The organism is Avibacterium volantium (genome assembly GCF_900635775.1).
GTDB classification, from domain to species: Bacteria; Pseudomonadota; Gammaproteobacteria; order Enterobacterales; family Pasteurellaceae; genus Avibacterium; species Avibacterium volantium.
Genome location: NZ_LR134167.1, coordinates 2,140,453 through 2,155,918, shown reverse-complemented (window position 1 = coordinate 2,155,918; position 15,466 = coordinate 2,140,453). Strand labels below are relative to the sequence as shown.

Here is a 15,466-nt window from a genome sequence, read left to right as displayed (position 1 = left end):
CAAAAATGAAGATAACATATTGTAAATTAAAGAAATCCATACAGAAAAAACTGCTTGAGTTTTTTGTCGCAGAAGTTACTGCAAGAACGGCAGCAAATTTGCTAGATATTCAACCGAATACAGCCGCTTTGTTCTACCATAAAATCAGGCTTGTGATTGGCTATCATTTATCCCTTGAAGTTAACGAGATTTTTGAGGGGGAAATTGAACTAGACGAAAGCTATTTTGGTGGTCATCGAAAGGGAAAACGAGGACGAGGAGCGGCTGGAAAAGTTGCTGTTTTTGGGTGACTAAAACGACAAGGAAAGGTATTTACTGTTGTGGTTGAAAACACCAAGATTGAAACATTACTCCCTGTTATTAAAAGAAAAATCAAGCCTGATAGCTGGGTTTATACGGACACTTATCGCAGTTATGATGCGCTTGATGTGAGTGAATTTCACCACGAACGAATCAATCATTCCGAGCTATTTGCGGTGAAACAAAATCATATTAATGGCATTGAAAATTTTTGGAATCAGGCGAAGCGGATACTGCGAAAATATAATGGAATTAACCGAAAAAACTTTCCTTTATTCTTGAAGGAATGTGAATTTCGGTTTAACTTTGGGACACCAAAAGAGCAGTTAAAAATATTGCGAAAATGGTGTGAAATTTAGGGCTAATCTACTACAGCCCCTAAATTTTTAACAACGTTTAAACATATCATCCGTTATTGGGGATTATATTTGGAAAATAGTGAACTCAAAATTAGCGAGGAAGTAAAGAATCGAGATTATTGGATTAAGCATATTGGACACGAAGACAAAAAAATTTCTCGTATTATCGTAAGCCTTAATTTATGTGGACAGCCAGCGCTTGCAAAGCAGTTGCAACATATTGCTATTCAATTAGGAATGGAGAAAGGTACACCAAAACCTGAAACAGTTGAAATTTGGAAGTGGTTATTAGATGAATAGGATAAAACAAGCGTTTTCAGCAAAAAATGGCACGTTAAGCGTGCCATTTTTATTGAGATATGTGGGGATTACAAATTATTCCTCAATCGCCAATTCTTTCAAATATTGAAAAATCTCACGATAGGCTTTTGGTGGTTTGTTTTGTGCTTTTTCTTTTTGCGCTGCGCGGATTAGGTTGCGCAGATGTTGGCGATCAGCATAGGGGTAGTCATTCAGTACATTGCTTAATGCTTCGTCCCCTTTGGCGATGAGTTCATCACGCAGTAATTCTAATTTATGTAACAGCGCTTGTTGGTGATTGTGTTTATTCTCGATTTTATCCAAGGCTTCTTGAATTGGCTCTGCATCTACTTGGCGCAGTAGTTTACCAATATATTGTAGCTGGCGGCGTTTTGCTTCTTTTTGTAAGCGTTGAGCGAGCGCGATGGCATCAAGAATATTTTCTTCCAATGGAATTTTTTCTAAGTTGGTTTTGGTTAGATTTACCAATTTTTCACCAAGCTGTTTTAAGGCTTCCGCATCACGTTTTATTTCACTTTTGCTTACCCAAATAATTTCTTCTTGTTCTTCATCTTCCCAATCAAATTGTTCTTTTCTACGTTTTGCCATAAGGTTTTCCTAAATCTAAATGCGCTAAATGGGCGTTAGTGTAGCATAATTTCGGCTAAATTAGCGAGATAAGGGAAAATGGGATAGAATACGGTAAATTTTGATAAGAGGTTAAAAAATGCAACAAAATCCTACCGCACTTTTAAAACAGCAAGAACAAGAATTGCGTGAGGCTGTGAGTTATGCCATTGATATTGCAACAAAAGCGGGCGCAAGCGCGGAAGTTGCCGTGACCAAAGTAAATGGGCTTTCTGTTTCCACTCGTTTGCAAGAAATTGAAAATGTGGAATTTAATAATGATGGGGCATTAGGTATTTCGGTTTATTTAGGTCAACAAAAGGGCAATGCGTCCACTTCTGATTTAAGCCCTGTGGCGATCAAAAATGCCGTGGAAGCAGCTCTTGCCATTGCAAAATATACGTCGCCTGATGATTGCGCAGGCTTGGCTGATCGCGATTTAATGGTGTTTGATGCGCCAGATTTATCCCTTTATCACCCCACTGAAATTGATGTGGATCAGGCGGCAACGTTAGCATTGAATGCAGAAAAAGCGGCGTTGGATTATGATGAGCGTATTGTGAATAGTGAAGGGGCAGCCTTTAATTCTCATACTGGCGTGCGAGTTTATGGTAATAGTTATGGAATGTTGCAGAGCTATTTGTCTAGCCGTTATTCCCTTTCTTGTTCGATGATTGCGGGGGAAAACAATCAGCTTGAGCGTGATTATGAATATACCATTTCACGTTATCCAGATAAGTTAGAAAATCCAGCTTGGGTGGGAGAAAATGCGGCGAAAAAAGCCTTATCACGTTTAAATCCGCAAAAAATTGCGACCCAAGAAGTGCCAGTAGTGTTTTTAAATGATGTGGCAACAGGATTAATCAGTCATTTGACCGCAGCGATTAGTGGCGGCAGTTTATACCGTAAAGCGAGTTTTTTATTAGATGCCTTAGGCAAGCAAATTTTGCCAGATTGGTTTCACATTAGTGAACGCCCACATTTAATTGGGAAATTGGCTTCTTCACCTTTTGATAGTGAAGGTGTGCGAACTCGTGATATGGAAATTATTGACCAAGGCATTTTGCAAACTTACTTATTAACCAGTTATAGTGGGCGAAAACTCGGTATGCAAAGCACGGGCCACGCCGGAGGTATTCATAATTGGTTAGTGAAACCAAATTTGCAAGGGGGATTGACCGCACTTTTAGAAAAAATGGAAACGGGCTTGCTAGTTACGGATCTTATGGGGCAAGGCGTCAATCTCGTTACTGGTGATTACTCCCGTGGTGCAGCAGGATTTTGGGTGGAAAATGGGCAAATCCAATATCCAGTAGCTGAAATTACCATTGCAGGATCACTTCCCGAAATGTTTAAGCAAATTGTCGCCGTGGCGGACGATGTTGAACACCGCTCTAACATTCAAACTGGTTCAATCTTGTTAGAAAAAATGAAGGTATCAGGAAATTAATTTTATAAATGAGAATTATTCTTATTGACAATGCTTTTTAGTTTGCTAGAATGGAGGCGTTTGTTAAGTATTGTTGTTGAAAATGATGATTCATTTTTAAGATGCTCCAAACAAGTAGAGTAGAAAGTAAATTCGTTAGGGTATTTAAAAGGCTGAGACTTATATCTCGGCCTTTTTTTTGCTACAATTTCACCGTTTTTAACTCAATCATTTCGCCATTGGCGGGCTTAAAGGTAAATTAATAATGAAAAAACACTATGTAGATGTGATGATTTCGGAACAAGATGTACGTGCAAGAATTAGCGAATTGGGCCGTGAGATTACGCAATATTATCATCAGCAAAAGGTAGAAAAGCTGATTGTGGTTGGTTTGTTGCGTGGTTCATTTATGTTTATGGCAGATCTGGTGCGTGAAATTGATTTACCAGTGGAAGTAGAATTTATGACTACCACAAGCTATGGTAGCGGAATGACGACAAATCACGATGTGAAAATTAGCAAAGATCTTGATGGCGATATTCGTAACGAACAGGTTCTCATTGTGGAAGATATTATTGACACCGGTTACACCTTGCAAAAAGTGCGTGAAATGCTAAAACTGCGTGAGCCTGCTTCACTGTGTATTTGTACTTTATTGGATAAACCTTCACGCCGTGAAGTGGAAGTGCCAGTGGATTGGGTAGGTTTCACTATTCCTGATGAATTTGTGGTGGGCTACGGTATTGATTACGCGCAGCGTTATCGTAATTTTGGTTACATTGGGAAAGTGGTTTTACAAGAAGATTAATTTTTGTAGAGACAGTGAAGATAAAAGAAAGGCTTGTTTTTTAACAAGCCTTTTTAATCATTACAGTGTATTTTGTTGTTTCGAAGCCAGTTTTGCTAACGCTGCATCACAACTTTTCATTTGTGTTGCAAGTTCCATTTCAAGAATCTGTTTTTTGCTTTGGTTTAGCTTACTCTTAATTTTGTTTAACTGGGTGTGTGTTCCTGGTTGTTTTTCCGCTTCGGCAATGAGGTTTTCGGTTTCTTTAAAGAGTTTGGCACATTGCTGAGGGATTGTATTTTTCTCTGTTTGTTGTGGTGCTGCTGAAATTGAAACGCTCATAAATGCAGTTGCAGCAAGCGTTGCCACGAACATAATTCCCTTCATTATTTTCATTAAAACTCCCTTATTTTCAATCTGTAAAAATATAATAAAAAATGAGCTTTGCGAAAGTTAGCAAAATCTGAGGGGAAAGTCTAGTTATTCATCATTTTTTATTCTATTTTGCGAGGTAACGCACAATTCTTGTTGTAAAAATGTTAAGAGAAACTATAATTTGAAGCTTGTCAAAAGAGCTCATACTTTCTATGGGTTTATTTTTGATTTAAATCTAAAAAATGTGATCGGTGTTACATTTTTTACTATTTTTTATCCACACTTTTAGTAGTAGAATACATACCGATCTTGGGTTATCTGTATAATTCTTGCGAAGATAATTCAATTAACTTGGCTTAAGGGTGTACCTTTAAGATTTTGGGGTGATTACACAGTAATCATTGGTTTAGAACTTGTAATATTTACAAGGAGTTGAGATGTTAGACGTTGTTGAACTCTCTAGATTGCAGTTTGCATTAACTGCGTTATATCACTTCTTGTTTGTGCCATTAACATTGGGTTTATCTTTCATTCTTGTGATTATGGAAACCCTTTATGTGGCAACAGGCAAAGAAGTTTATAAAGATATGACAAAATTCTGGGGTAAGTTATTTGGTATTAACTTTGCCTTAGGGGTAACAACTGGTATTACAATGGAATTCCAGTTCGGGACTAACTGGTCATATTATTCACATTATGTGGGCGATATTTTTGGTGCACCACTGGCAATTGAGGCATTATTAGCCTTCTTCTTAGAATCTACCTTTGTTGGGTTATTCTTCTTCGGTTGGGATCGTTTATCAAAAGGTAAGCACTTACTCTCAACATACTGCGTAGCTTTCGGTTCAAACCTTTCTGCAATGTGGATTTTGGTGGCAAACGGCTGGATGCAAGCACCAGTAGGCTCAGATTTCAATTTTGAAACAATGCGAATGGAAATGACCAGCTTTATGGATCTTTGGTTAAATCCAGTTGCACAAAGTAAATTCCTACACACTTTATCTGCAGGTTATGTTTCAGGGGCATTCTTTGTTTTAGCAATTAGCGCTTATTACATCTTAAAAGGGCGTGATATTGGTTTTGCCAAACGTTCTTTCTCTGTCGCTTCTGTATTCGGTATTATTGCCGTTGTGTCTGTGCTAATTATGGGTGATGAATCTGGTTATGAAATCGGACAAAAACAACCAATGAAATTAGCCGCAATGGAAGGTGAATGGCATACTGAACCCGCACCAGCTAACTGGAATATGATTGTTGTGCCAAATCAAGCAGAAAGACATAATGATTTTGCCTTACAAATTCCTTACGCCGCAGGGATTATCGTAACCCGTTCATTGGATAAAACCTTTGCAGGGATCAACGATATTTTAGTGGTGAATGAACAACGTGTTCGTCAAGGTATGGTGGCTTATGGTTTGCTTGAACAATTAAGAGCAGAGAAAAAAGCAGGTCAAATCAATGAAGAAACCAAAGCACAATTTGATGCGGTGCGTGGTGATCTTGGTTATGGCTTACTATTAAAACGCTATACAGACAAAGTGGTTGATGCAACAGAATCACAAATTAAGCAAGCAACCTTAGATACTGTACCTAATGTTGGGCCAACATTCTGGGCATTCCGTGTAATGATGGCAGCAGGTGGTTTAATTCTAATCTTAATGATTGCCGCTGTGGTACAAAATGTGCGTAAAACAGTGGGTAAAAGCCGCTTCTTGTTACACGCATTATTATGGGGACTCCCGCTTCCGTGGCTTGCCATTGAAAGTGGCTGGTTCTTAGCGGAATATGGTCGTCAGCCTTGGGCTATTTACGATATGTTACCAGTTGGTGTGGCGGCATCGAACTTAACCACTGGCGAATTATGGTTCTCAATCGGTCTGATTTGCGCCCTTTATACTATTTTCTTAGTAGTGGAAATGTACTTAATGTTTAAATATGCTCGTCTTGGCCCGAGTGCATTAAAAACAGGTCGTTACTACTTTGAGCAGTCATCTAAATAATTAGGAGCCTAACTATGATTGATTACGAATTTTTACGTTTTGTTTGGTGGGTTCTCGTTGGTGTATTACTGATTGGCTTCGTAGTAACCGATGGATTTGATATGGGCGTTTTAACACTATTACCATTTGCAGGTAAAAAAGAAGTGGAAAAACGCATTATGATCAACTCAATCGCTCCCCACTGGGACGGAAACCAAGTGTGGTTATTAACTGCTGGCGGTGCAATGTTTGCAGCTTGGCCATTGGTTTATGCAACCTCATTTTCAGGTTTCTTTATTGCAATGATCTTAGTGTTAGCGGCATTATTCTTCCGTCCAGTGGGCTTAGAATATCGCGCTAAAATCGACAATCCATTATGGCGCAAGCTATGGGATTGGGGCTTATTCATTGGTGGATTTGTGCCATCGGTAGTATTTGGTGTGGCCTTTGGTAACCTATTACAAGGTGTGCCATTCTATTTCAATGATATGCACCAAATTTTCTACACAGGATCATTCTTTGAATTATTAAACCCATTTGCCTTACTTTGCGGCTTAATTAGCTTATCAATGCTCATTACGCAAGGTGGTGCGTGGTTACAATTAAAAACCACTTCTGAATTGCGTGAGCGTGCAAGAGTGATTACCCAAGTTGGCGCAATGGCAACCTTAATCACCTTCGTATTAGCAGGCGTGTGGTTATACTTCAAAGATGGCTATGTGGTAACTAGCGTAGTGGATCACAATGCACCTTCATCACCATTAACAAAACAAGTGGCAGTTGAAGCGGGCGCGTGGTTCAAAAACTACTTTGATGCCCCTGTATTGTTCATCTTCCCTGCTTTAGCAGTAGGTGGCGCGTTATTAAATGTATTGGCATCGAAAGCAAACCGCTGTGGCTTTGCCTTCTTGTTCTCATCATTAACAATGGCTGGCGTGATCTTAACTTGTGGCGTGGCAATGTTCCCATTTGTAATGCCATCAAGCTCTCACCCTGATATGAGCCTATTAATGTGGGATTCAACATCAAGCCAATTAACCTTAACCTTAATGCTTGGTTTTGCATTAGTGTTTGTGGTGATCTTATTGTCTTACACCATCTGGTCATACATCAAAATGTTTGGTCGTTTGGACAGTGATTTCATCGAAGACAACAAAAACTCATTATACTAAGGAGCGAAATTATGTTTTATGTTTTATGGGTAGTGGGTGTCTTGTTTGCCATAATGCTAAGTGCAGTGATTACCATTGGCATTGAAAAAACAGGTAAATTTGACGAGTAAGTCAATGATTGATAAAGCATATCATTTAGTAAATAAGGGCTCTTGGCGAGCCCTTTCGTTGATCTTAGCTATTGCATTAACCCTTTGCTTTTTCTTTAATATTAATGAATTTGCCACACAATTAAGAACAGCCCCACCTGTTTGGGTTATTTTTATTTTGTGGGCAACAGTGATTTTATGGATTCACGGCATTGGGTTTGAAATTCGGGCAGCCATTTGGAAAGGGGTATTTTTCCCTTATGTTGGTTATATCGTTGGCATCATTGCCTTAGTGCAACATTTCCTTTTGCCAGCGTTCACGCATTGATCAAATACGCATTTATCAAAGTGCGGTGATTTTTTGCCAAGTTTTTCTTATATCAGCAAATAAAGCAAAAATCTTTTTAATTTTCACCGCACTTTATTTCTTGCTAATCCTGATTAAGCTCTCTACAATACGGCAATTTTCTGTATTAAAAAACAACGATTAAAAACTCAAGGTTGATAATTTATGCAAAGATTTTCTCTACCAATACGAGTTTATTATGAAGATACCGATGCAGGCGGAGTGGTTTATCACGCCCGTTATCTGCATTTTTTTGAGCGAGCAAGAACCGATTATCTGCGTGAGCTAGGCTTTTCTCAACAGGCATTGCTTGATGAACATAATCTCGCATTTGTTGTCAAAACAATGCAGATTGATTATCGTCTTGCCGCAAAGCTAGATGATTTATTAACGGTGGAAACAGAAGTAAGCGGCATTAAAGGCGCAACAATTTTGTTTTCGCAGCAAATAAAACGTAATGATGTGCTGATTTGTACGGCTGAAGTAAAAGTGGCCTGTGTGGATCTCACAAAAATGAAACCTGTTGCTATTCCACAAGAAATTAAAGCAGCATTTAACGGGTAAATAAACACTTACCTATTTTACTATCCTATTTTTTGGAGCTATGTAATGACCAGTGAATTGAACTTTTTGGAACTGTTTTTAAAAGCCAGTGTAGTGGTTCAAATTGTAATTGTAATCCTGATCGCGTTTTCCATTATGTCTTGGGCGATCATTATCCAACGCAGCCGCGTATTAACCAAAGCCTTAAAAGATTCCTCAGCGTTTGAAGATCGCTTTTGGTCTGGCGAAGAACTAAATAAATTATACGAAGGCCTATCTAACCGCCGTGATGGTTTAACAGGTAGCGAACAAATTTTCTATGTCGGCTTTAAAGAGTTTTCACGTTTGAAAAAAGCTAACCCAGATGCCCCAGAAGCCATTATTCAAGGCAGCACGCGCGCAATGAATTTGGCAATGAACCGTGAAATTGAAGATGTGGAAACACGCGTACCATTCCTAGCTACGGTCGCATCAATCAGCCCATATATCGGCTTATTCGGTACGGTTTGGGGAATTATGCACGCCTTTATGGCGCTAAGCGGGGCAAAACAAGCTACCTTGCAAATGGTTGCACCGGGGATCGCAGAAGCTTTGATCGCAACAGCAATCGGTTTATTTGCCGCAATTCCTGCGGTAATGGCGTATAACCGTTTAAGTTTACGCGTCAATAAACTTGAGCAAAATTATGGTAACTTTATTGATGAATTTACCACCATCTTGCATCGTCAAGTTTTCGGTCGTCATCAATAGTATGTCGCACAAAGTGCGGTGATTTTTAGCAAAGTTTTTAGAGGCAATAATGTCTTATCGTCGTAAACGTCGTGATATAAAATCTGAAATCAATATAGTGCCATTTTTAGATGTGTTATTAGTGCTATTGCTTATTTTTATGGCAACTGCACCAATCATTTCACAAAGTGTGCAAGTGGAATTGCCAGATGCGGTGGAAAGCCAATCCGTATCCAATGAAGACAAAGTGCCAGTTATTTTAGAAGTTTCAGGCATTGGTCAATATAGCCTTTCCATTGGCGGTGAACGCAGTGAAAATCTCACAGAAGAAATGGTTACGCAAATGGCTAAACAAGAATATGACAAAGACAACAACACAATGTTCTTGGTTGGCGGAGCGAAAGATGTGCCTTATGAAGAAGTGATTAAAGCACTCAATTTACTGCATCTAGCAGGAATAAAGTCTGTTGGATTAATGACAAACCCAATTTAAGGTAAGTAGGTCTATTGTGCGTAATAATCAACGAAATAACGGAATTGGCGCCTTTGCCATTTCAATTATTCTGCACATTATTCTATTTGGCTTGTTAATTCTTGGCTCGCTTTATTACAAAGTAGAAATAATGGGCGGCGGTGAAGGTGATGGCGATGTGATCAGCGCCGTGATGGTCGATACAGGATCTGCTGCACAGGAATGGGGACGTTTGCAACAACAGAAAAAAGGGCAGGTGGATAAACCTACTCAACCACAGCAGAAAGAACCCGATCCACAAGAACAAAAACAAGCACAGTTAGAAGAACAAAAACGTCAGCAAGAATTGGAACGCCAAAAGCAGCTTGAAAAACAGCTGGAGCAAGAGCGTCAAAAACAGCTTGAACTGAAAAAACAACAAGAACAGTTGGCAGAGCAACAAAGGCAACGTGAAGAACAAGCTCGCATCGCCTTAGAAAAACAGAAGTTGCAAGAAGCAAAGGCGAAACAACAAGCGGAAGCGGCAAAGCTAAAAGCAGAAGCTGAAGCAAAACGTTTAGCCGCGCAGGCCAAAAAAGCTGAAGAAGAAGCCAAGGCGAAAGCCGCTGAGCAAGCGAAAAAAGCCAAAGAACAAGCTGAAAAAGAAGCCAAGTTAAAAGCCGAAAAAGCAGCGGCGGAGGCAAAAGCTAAAGCGGACGCAGAGAAAAAAGCTCAAGCGGAAAAATCAAAGGTTGAAGCTGCTGCAAAAGCCAAAGCAGAGGCAGAAGCTAAAGCGAAAGCTGAAGCCAAGGCAAAAGCAGACAAAGCTAAGGCAGAAGTGAAAGCAAAGGCTGAAGCCAACAAACGCCGCGCCCAACAAGCCGCATTAGATGATTTTCTTAACGGTGGTGATATTGGTGGTGGCAGTGCTAAAGTTGGCGGTAATGCAAATAAAGCAGGCAGCCAAGGCAGTGGTGCAGGTTTAGGCGCAGGCGATGGCAAAAAAGAAGGTGATCGCTATGCTGGCGTCATTAAGAAAGAAATTCAACGCCGTTTCTTAAAAGATCCGAGCTTTGCAGGGAAAGTCTGTCGCATTCGTATTCAATTGCAACGTGATGGCACGATCTCAAGTTATCAAAGAATTTCTGGCCCTGATGATATTTGTTCTGCGGCAATGAGTGCTGTGGCAAGAACGAAGAAAGTCCCGGCTGCGCCATCAGATGCTATTTATAGTAAATATAAATCACCAGTTATTGATTTTGATTTGAAATAATTGGTTTAACAATTTAAGGTGAATTTTATGAAAGTAATGATTCGTATCACACAGTTTTTAACGATGCTATGGGTGCTATTGGCAAATGTCGCCTTAGCAGATGACGAAGTTCGTATTGTGATTGACGAAGGGGTTGATAGCGCGCGCCCTATCGCCGTTGTACCATTTAAATGGAATGGCGCAGGCGCAATGCCAACTGACGTGGCAGAAATTATTTCTGCAGATTTACGCAATAGCGGTAAATTCAATCCAATTTCGCCAGCAAAAATGCCACAACAACCTACTTCAGCTTCAGAAGTGAATGCTGATGCCTGGTCATCTTTAGGCATTGATGCTATCGTTGTTGGGCAAGTTACGCCAAATGGCAATGGATACAGCATTGCTTATCAGCTTGTAGATACCATTGGTGCATCTGGCACAGCTGGGGCAGTATTGGCACAAAATCAATATGCCGTTCCAGCCAGCGCAATTCGTTTAGGCGCGCATACGGTAAGTGATGAAGTGTTTGAAAAACTCACGGGCATTCGTGGGGCATTTAGAACAAAAATCGCCTATGTGGTGCAAAAAAATGGTGGTTCAAAACCTTATCAAGTGCGTGTCGCTGATTATGATGGACATAACCAATTTATTGTTACCCAAAGCGCACAGCCATTGATGTCACCAGCTTGGTCGCCAGATGGCAATAAACTTGCTTATGTTTCTTTTGAAAACCGCAAATCTCAGCTTGTAGTGCAAGATTTACGTTCAGGCGCACGCCGCGTGGTTGCGTCTTTTAAAGGACATAATGGTGCGCCAGCGTTTTCGCCTGATGGCTCAAGATTAGCCTTCGCTTCATCAAAAGATGGGGTGTTAAATATTTATGTGATGAATTTAGCCAGCGGCAGCGTTTCACAATTAACGAGCGGTTCAGGTAACAACACTGAACCTGCGTGGTCGCCAGATGGTCAATCCATTATTTTTACTTCTGATAGAGCAGGTTCGCCGCAAGTATATCAAATGAGCGCAAGCGGTGGTGGCGCAACCTTACTAAGTTCTGGTGGTCGCACCTATAGCGGACAAATTTCTGCTGATGGTAGTACATTAATTATGATTGCCGCGGATCATATTATGAAAAAAGATCTTGCGACAGGTGAAACAGAAATGTTGAGTTCGACTTTCTTAGATGAAAGTCCAAGCATCTCTCCAAACGGAATTATGATTATTTATAGCTCTACACAAGGGTTAGGAAAGGTGCTACAATTGGTTTCTGCTGATGGGCGTTTTAAAGCACGCCTACCGGGAAGTGATGGGCAAGTTAAATTTCCAGCTTGGTCCCCATATTTAACTAAAAACTAGGAGAAAGTTAATGAAAAACTTTGCAAAATTATTAGTTGTAGCTGGCTCAGTAGCTGTATTAGCAGCTTGTAGTTCTTCAAAAAATGAAAGTGCTGCAGAAACAACAACTGCCCAAACTTTTGGCGGTTACTCAGTTCAAGATTTACAACAACGTTATAACACTGTTTACTTCGCATTCGATAAATACAACATCGAAGGTGAATACCAACAAATCTTAGATGCGCACGCTGCATATTTAACAGCAACTCCAGCATCTAAAGTGGTTGTTGAAGGTAACACTGACGAACGCGGTACGCCAGAGTACAACATCGCATTAGGTCAACGCCGTGCTGACGCAGTAGCGCACTATTTATCTGCTAAAGGTGTTCAAGCAGGTCAGCTTTCAACCGTTTCTTACGGTGAAGAAAAACCAGCTGAGTTAGGCCACACTGAAGCTGCATATTCTAAAAACCGTCGTGCAGTGTTAGCATACTAATCTGCCTTATTGACGAAATAAAAAAACCGAGCCTTGAATGCTCGGTTTTTTTATTTATCTGCGTGGTAAAGTGTGATTTAGTTGTTGTTTATTCGTGCAAACAAACAAAAAATAGAAAATTTTTATTGATTATTAAAATAAAAACAGTATTATAAGCCTCCGTTACGCAATGATACCTGTTCGGGTCGTTAGCTCAGTCGGTAGAGCAGCGGACTTTTAATCCGTTGGTCGAAGGTTCGAATCCTTCACGACCCACCAATCAAACGTAACAGCCTAAATATATTTAGGGTCGTTAGCTCAGTCGGTAGAGCAGCGGACTTTTAATCCGTTGGTCGAAGGTTCGAATCCTTCACGACCCACCACTTCAAAGCCATTAACTATACTTAGGGTCGTTAGCTCAGTCGGTAGAGCAGCGGACTTTTAATCCGTTGGTCGAAGGTTCGAATCCTTCACGACCCACCATCATCAATTTATCCCTAAATTTTTATAATAATCTATCTTCCACCTTATTATTTTTCATCTATTACATTCTTAGGTTTTATTCTCGTTTTCTGATTATTTTTGCGATCTCGATTCCAAAACCTTCTTCATTTCCTACTAAAAAAGCACCGCACTTGTTAGGCTTGCGTATAGAAAATTACCGATAAACAAAGGCAAAAGTGCGGTTGAAAAATCCGTGTTTTTATTATGGCTAAAATGAAAGGTTTCACGCTATTAGAATTTCTTATCGTGCTATTGATTTCCAGTATGCTATTGCTTACGGCCTTGCCCGTATGGCAACAGAATCAGGAACAATCGGTGTTAAGCAAAGAGCAACAGCGCTTATATTTATTTTTCCGTACCATTCAACGGCGCGTAGAAAATTCTAATCAAGTATGGTTTTTAGTGGCAAATCGCGATCTAGCAAGTCAAAAATGGTGCATTGCGGCCCAAGTCAAAAGCGACAAAATATGCAACTGTTTGCAACCGCACTTATGTCCAGAGGAGCTAATGGCGAATATTTATCAACCCTTGTTTCCAACGCAAACAATGATTAGCAGTAAACATTATTTTCCGCAAGAAATGGCTAGATTCAGCGGTATCCGCAACACCATTCAAGCGGACTGCTTCTTATTGCAAGCAGGGCAAGCGAAAACCTTATTTTCTTTTTTTAATGTGGGTAGCTTAAAGCTAAAACAGGGAAATTCGCTCAGTGCGTGCGGAGAGCCTTAGATGAACCGCTATTTAAAAGGGCAAAGTTTGCTAGGTTTGATGATCGCCTTGATGGTATCTAGCCTATTATTAATCGCCATCGTGAAATTTTATCAACATAGCCAATGGCAAATTCAGCAAATGAATGCACGGCTGTTTTTACAAGCCGAAATAGAAAGAACCCTGCAATTAATCGGCAAAGATTTACGCCGCACGGGATTTCGTGCAGCCGTTGGAAAGCGTAAAGTGGATAATCTTGCCTTGTTCGAGCAAGACAGCCAAGGCACAAGTCTTGTTATTAGCCAAGCCTTGGGAGAAAAGCCGAATAGCTGTGTGTTATTTTTCTATGATTTGGATAATTCAGGTTGTATTGGCTCTACTTACACCAAAGGATTATGCGTTGAAAATGGTAAAAACCGAGCAAAAGAAATTGAACGTGAATTGTTTGGTTATCGCCTAAAGCAAAAAATGCTAGAAACGCGCTTAACTTACAAAAACACCGTTAAGCAAAAATGCACAAAAGAAGAATGTCAAACTTACATTCAGCAACCCGCGTGTGAGAAAGGGGGTTGGGTGGATCTGTTTGATGATCGTGAAATTGTGATCACCCATTTTTCTTTGCGGTGGCTAAAAGAACCTTTGTTACTTGTGGCACAGTTAAAAGGGCAACTCGTCAAACAACCGCATATTGAATATGAAAATGAAACAGTGATTCCTTTGCTCAATCAAGGCAGGACAGAATGAAGGCACAAAAAGGCATTGTTACCCTAACCTTATTGTTGTTGCTTAGCTCATTATTGATGATCGCAATGTTGTTTAATCAAGAAGAACTGCATTTTTATCGAGCAATGAATGCGCAGCAAAAATATTATGCGGAAAATGATGTAGTGCTCTTGCCAATAAGCAGCCAACATCTGCAACAGGAATGCGAAAAATTACCCTTAGATTATGCGGATTCTGTCTATCGTCTTGAGTTTAAAAATTCAACAAAAAACCACCGCACTTTTGATGACCCCGCGCATTTTGCTTGGTGCGAGCGAATAAGTCTATTTCAGAAAACGCCAAGTCGTGGCATAAGTGCGGGGGAATTTTCGCAATATTTTGATCCTGAGATCACACCTTTGTTTGCCAAAGTTTTACAGCAAGAAAATATCAGTAAATATCCCCTTTATTGGTTTTCTGAACGCGAGAAACATTGGGAAATCAACGGCAATATTTATGCGGTGATTGTAGCGGAAGGTGATTTAACTTTATCTGGCAAAGGGGAAATTCGTGGCGCTGTGATTACGCAAGGGCAATTACATCAAGGGGAAAATGTGAAATTGGTTTATAATAAGAAAACGCTACAAGAAGTGGTTCAGGCTTATCGTTTTTGGCGGCTAGCAAAAAGGAGCTGGTATGATTTCGAGCCTTTATAGACCGCTAAAATACAAAGGAATGAATTTATTTTCTTTGCTAATGACTTTAACCCTATTTAGTGGTATTTTTCTGTCCATTAATCAATGGCTCACGCACCAGCGGCAAAGTGCGGTGAAAATTTATCAAGATTTACAAGCCATTTCTATTGCGCATAATCAGCAGCAGCGTCTGTTTATGGGACTGAGTTGTCAAACTCAAATTGAACAAAATCAGCTTATTTTTCATCTTCATTGTCATAAAAATAAAGTTACCGTGCGTTATCCCACAGGGGAAACCAGCTTATAAAA

19 protein-coding genes, 3 tRNA genes and 1 pseudogene are annotated in these 15,466 nt (G+C 40.0%); 21 read left to right on the top strand and 2 right to left on the bottom strand.

What is annotated here, in order from left to right:
* Positions 1-5 precede the first annotated feature (5 nt).
* A pseudogene (locus tag ELZ61_RS10255) lies at positions 6-659 on the top strand (IS1595 family transposase).
* Between the two features lie 69 nt (positions 660-728).
* Positions 729-959: a hypothetical protein gene (locus tag ELZ61_RS10250; RefSeq protein ID WP_126373409.1), complete on the top strand. Its 231-nt coding sequence runs from the start codon at positions 729-731 to the stop codon at positions 957-959.
* Between the two features lie 75 nt (positions 960-1,034).
* On the opposite strand, the gene yjgA is transcribed toward ELZ61_RS10250, so the two are convergent.
* Entirely contained in the window at positions 1,035-1,568 is a 534-nt protein-coding gene (gene yjgA / locus ELZ61_RS10245; protein ID WP_115249015.1) for a ribosome biogenesis factor YjgA, read from the bottom strand.
* Between the two features lie 118 nt (positions 1,569-1,686).
* Between yjgA and pmbA the strand changes: the two genes are divergently transcribed.
* Complete coding sequence (gene pmbA / locus ELZ61_RS10240; RefSeq protein WP_126373407.1) at positions 1,687-3,036, top strand: metalloprotease PmbA; 1,350 nt, start codon at positions 1,687-1,689, stop codon at positions 3,034-3,036.
* Positions 3,037-3,280: 244 nt separating this feature from the next.
* The gene (gene hpt / locus ELZ61_RS10235) at positions 3,281-3,823 is read left to right on the top strand and encodes a hypoxanthine phosphoribosyltransferase (protein WP_126373405.1); all 543 of its coding nucleotides are present in this window, start codon (positions 3,281-3,283) and stop codon (positions 3,821-3,823) included.
* Positions 3,824-3,883: 60 nt separating this feature from the next.
* Here the strand turns inward: hpt and ELZ61_RS10230 are convergent, their stop codons facing one another.
* Positions 3,884-4,144 carry a DUF5339 domain-containing protein gene (locus tag ELZ61_RS10230; protein WP_197717483.1) on the bottom strand — a complete coding sequence of 87 codons (261 nt, stop codon included), beginning with the start codon at positions 4,142-4,144 and terminating at the stop codon, positions 3,884-3,886.
* A gap of 470 nt (positions 4,145-4,614) precedes the next feature.
* Between ELZ61_RS10230 and ELZ61_RS10225 the strand changes: the two genes are divergently transcribed.
* The 17 genes from ELZ61_RS10225 to ELZ61_RS10145 all read left to right on the top strand — a co-directional run bounded on the left by ELZ61_RS10225 (position 4,615) and on the right by ELZ61_RS10145 (position 15,464).
* Positions 4,615-6,177, top strand: coding sequence for a cytochrome ubiquinol oxidase subunit I (locus ELZ61_RS10225; protein WP_103853715.1), 1,563 nt, complete (start codon positions 4,615-4,617; stop codon positions 6,175-6,177).
* Between the two features lie 14 nt (positions 6,178-6,191).
* A complete protein-coding gene (gene cydB / locus ELZ61_RS10220) occupies positions 6,192-7,328 on the top strand; it encodes a cytochrome d ubiquinol oxidase subunit II (protein WP_126373401.1) in 1,137 nt (378 codons plus the stop codon).
* An 11-nt stretch (positions 7,329-7,339) separates the two neighbouring features.
* A complete protein-coding gene (locus tag ELZ61_RS10215; protein ID WP_103853713.1) occupies positions 7,340-7,438 on the top strand; it encodes a cytochrome bd oxidase small subunit, CydX/CbdX family in 99 nt (32 codons plus the stop codon).
* 4 nt (positions 7,439-7,442) lie between these two features.
* Positions 7,443-7,745, top strand: coding sequence for a cyd operon protein YbgE (ybgE, locus tag ELZ61_RS10210; RefSeq protein ID WP_126373399.1), 303 nt, complete (start codon positions 7,443-7,445; stop codon positions 7,743-7,745).
* 183 nt (positions 7,746-7,928) lie between these two features.
* A complete protein-coding gene (gene ybgC, locus ELZ61_RS10205) occupies positions 7,929-8,327 on the top strand; it encodes a tol-pal system-associated acyl-CoA thioesterase (protein WP_103854160.1) in 399 nt (132 codons plus the stop codon).
* A gap of 45 nt (positions 8,328-8,372) precedes the next feature.
* Positions 8,373-9,056, top strand: coding sequence for a protein TolQ (gene tolQ, locus ELZ61_RS10200; protein WP_103854159.1), 684 nt, complete (start codon positions 8,373-8,375; stop codon positions 9,054-9,056).
* 49 nt (positions 9,057-9,105) lie between these two features.
* Positions 9,106-9,528 carry a colicin uptake protein TolR gene (gene tolR / locus ELZ61_RS10195; protein WP_103854158.1) on the top strand — a complete coding sequence of 141 codons (423 nt, stop codon included), beginning with the start codon at positions 9,106-9,108 and terminating at the stop codon, positions 9,526-9,528.
* A 16-nt stretch (positions 9,529-9,544) separates the two neighbouring features.
* Positions 9,545-10,759, top strand: a complete 1,215-nt coding sequence (gene tolA / locus ELZ61_RS10190) for a cell envelope integrity protein TolA (protein WP_126373398.1) — start codon at positions 9,545-9,547, stop codon at positions 10,757-10,759.
* 36 nt (positions 10,760-10,795) lie between these two features.
* The gene (gene tolB, locus ELZ61_RS10185; RefSeq protein ID WP_422386271.1) at positions 10,796-12,094 is read left to right on the top strand and encodes a Tol-Pal system beta propeller repeat protein TolB; all 1,299 of its coding nucleotides are present in this window, start codon (positions 10,796-10,798) and stop codon (positions 12,092-12,094) included.
* 10 nt (positions 12,095-12,104) lie between these two features.
* Positions 12,105-12,569 (top strand): peptidoglycan-associated lipoprotein Pal, encoded by a 465-nt coding sequence (pal, locus tag ELZ61_RS10180; RefSeq protein WP_103854155.1) that lies wholly within the window; start codon positions 12,105-12,107, stop codon positions 12,567-12,569.
* A 182-nt stretch (positions 12,570-12,751) separates the two neighbouring features.
* Positions 12,752-12,827 (top strand) — tRNA-Lys (locus tag ELZ61_RS10175).
* Positions 12,828-12,855: 28 nt separating this feature from the next.
* Positions 12,856-12,931, top strand: a tRNA-Lys gene (locus tag ELZ61_RS10170).
* A 24-nt stretch (positions 12,932-12,955) separates the two neighbouring features.
* Positions 12,956-13,031: transfer RNA gene (locus ELZ61_RS10165), tRNA-Lys, on the top strand.
* Positions 13,032-13,256: 225 nt separating this feature from the next.
* On the top strand, positions 13,257-13,781 hold the full coding sequence (locus ELZ61_RS10160) for a type II secretion system protein (protein ID WP_126373393.1): 525 nt from the start codon (positions 13,257-13,259) through the stop codon (positions 13,779-13,781).
* Positions 13,782-14,504: a PulJ/GspJ family protein gene (locus ELZ61_RS10155; RefSeq protein ID WP_126373391.1), complete on the top strand. Its 723-nt coding sequence runs from the start codon at positions 13,782-13,784 to the stop codon at positions 14,502-14,504.
* Entirely contained in the window at positions 14,501-15,178 is a 678-nt protein-coding gene (locus tag ELZ61_RS10150) for a DUF2572 family protein (RefSeq protein ID WP_126373390.1), read from the top strand. The genes ELZ61_RS10155 and ELZ61_RS10150 overlap by 4 nt, the downstream gene beginning before the upstream one ends.
* On the top strand, positions 15,159-15,464 hold the full coding sequence (locus tag ELZ61_RS10145) for a DUF5374 domain-containing protein (RefSeq protein WP_103854152.1): 306 nt from the start codon (positions 15,159-15,161) through the stop codon (positions 15,462-15,464). The genes ELZ61_RS10150 and ELZ61_RS10145 overlap by 20 nt, the downstream gene beginning before the upstream one ends.
* The last annotated feature ends 2 nt before the right edge of the window (positions 15,465-15,466 follow it).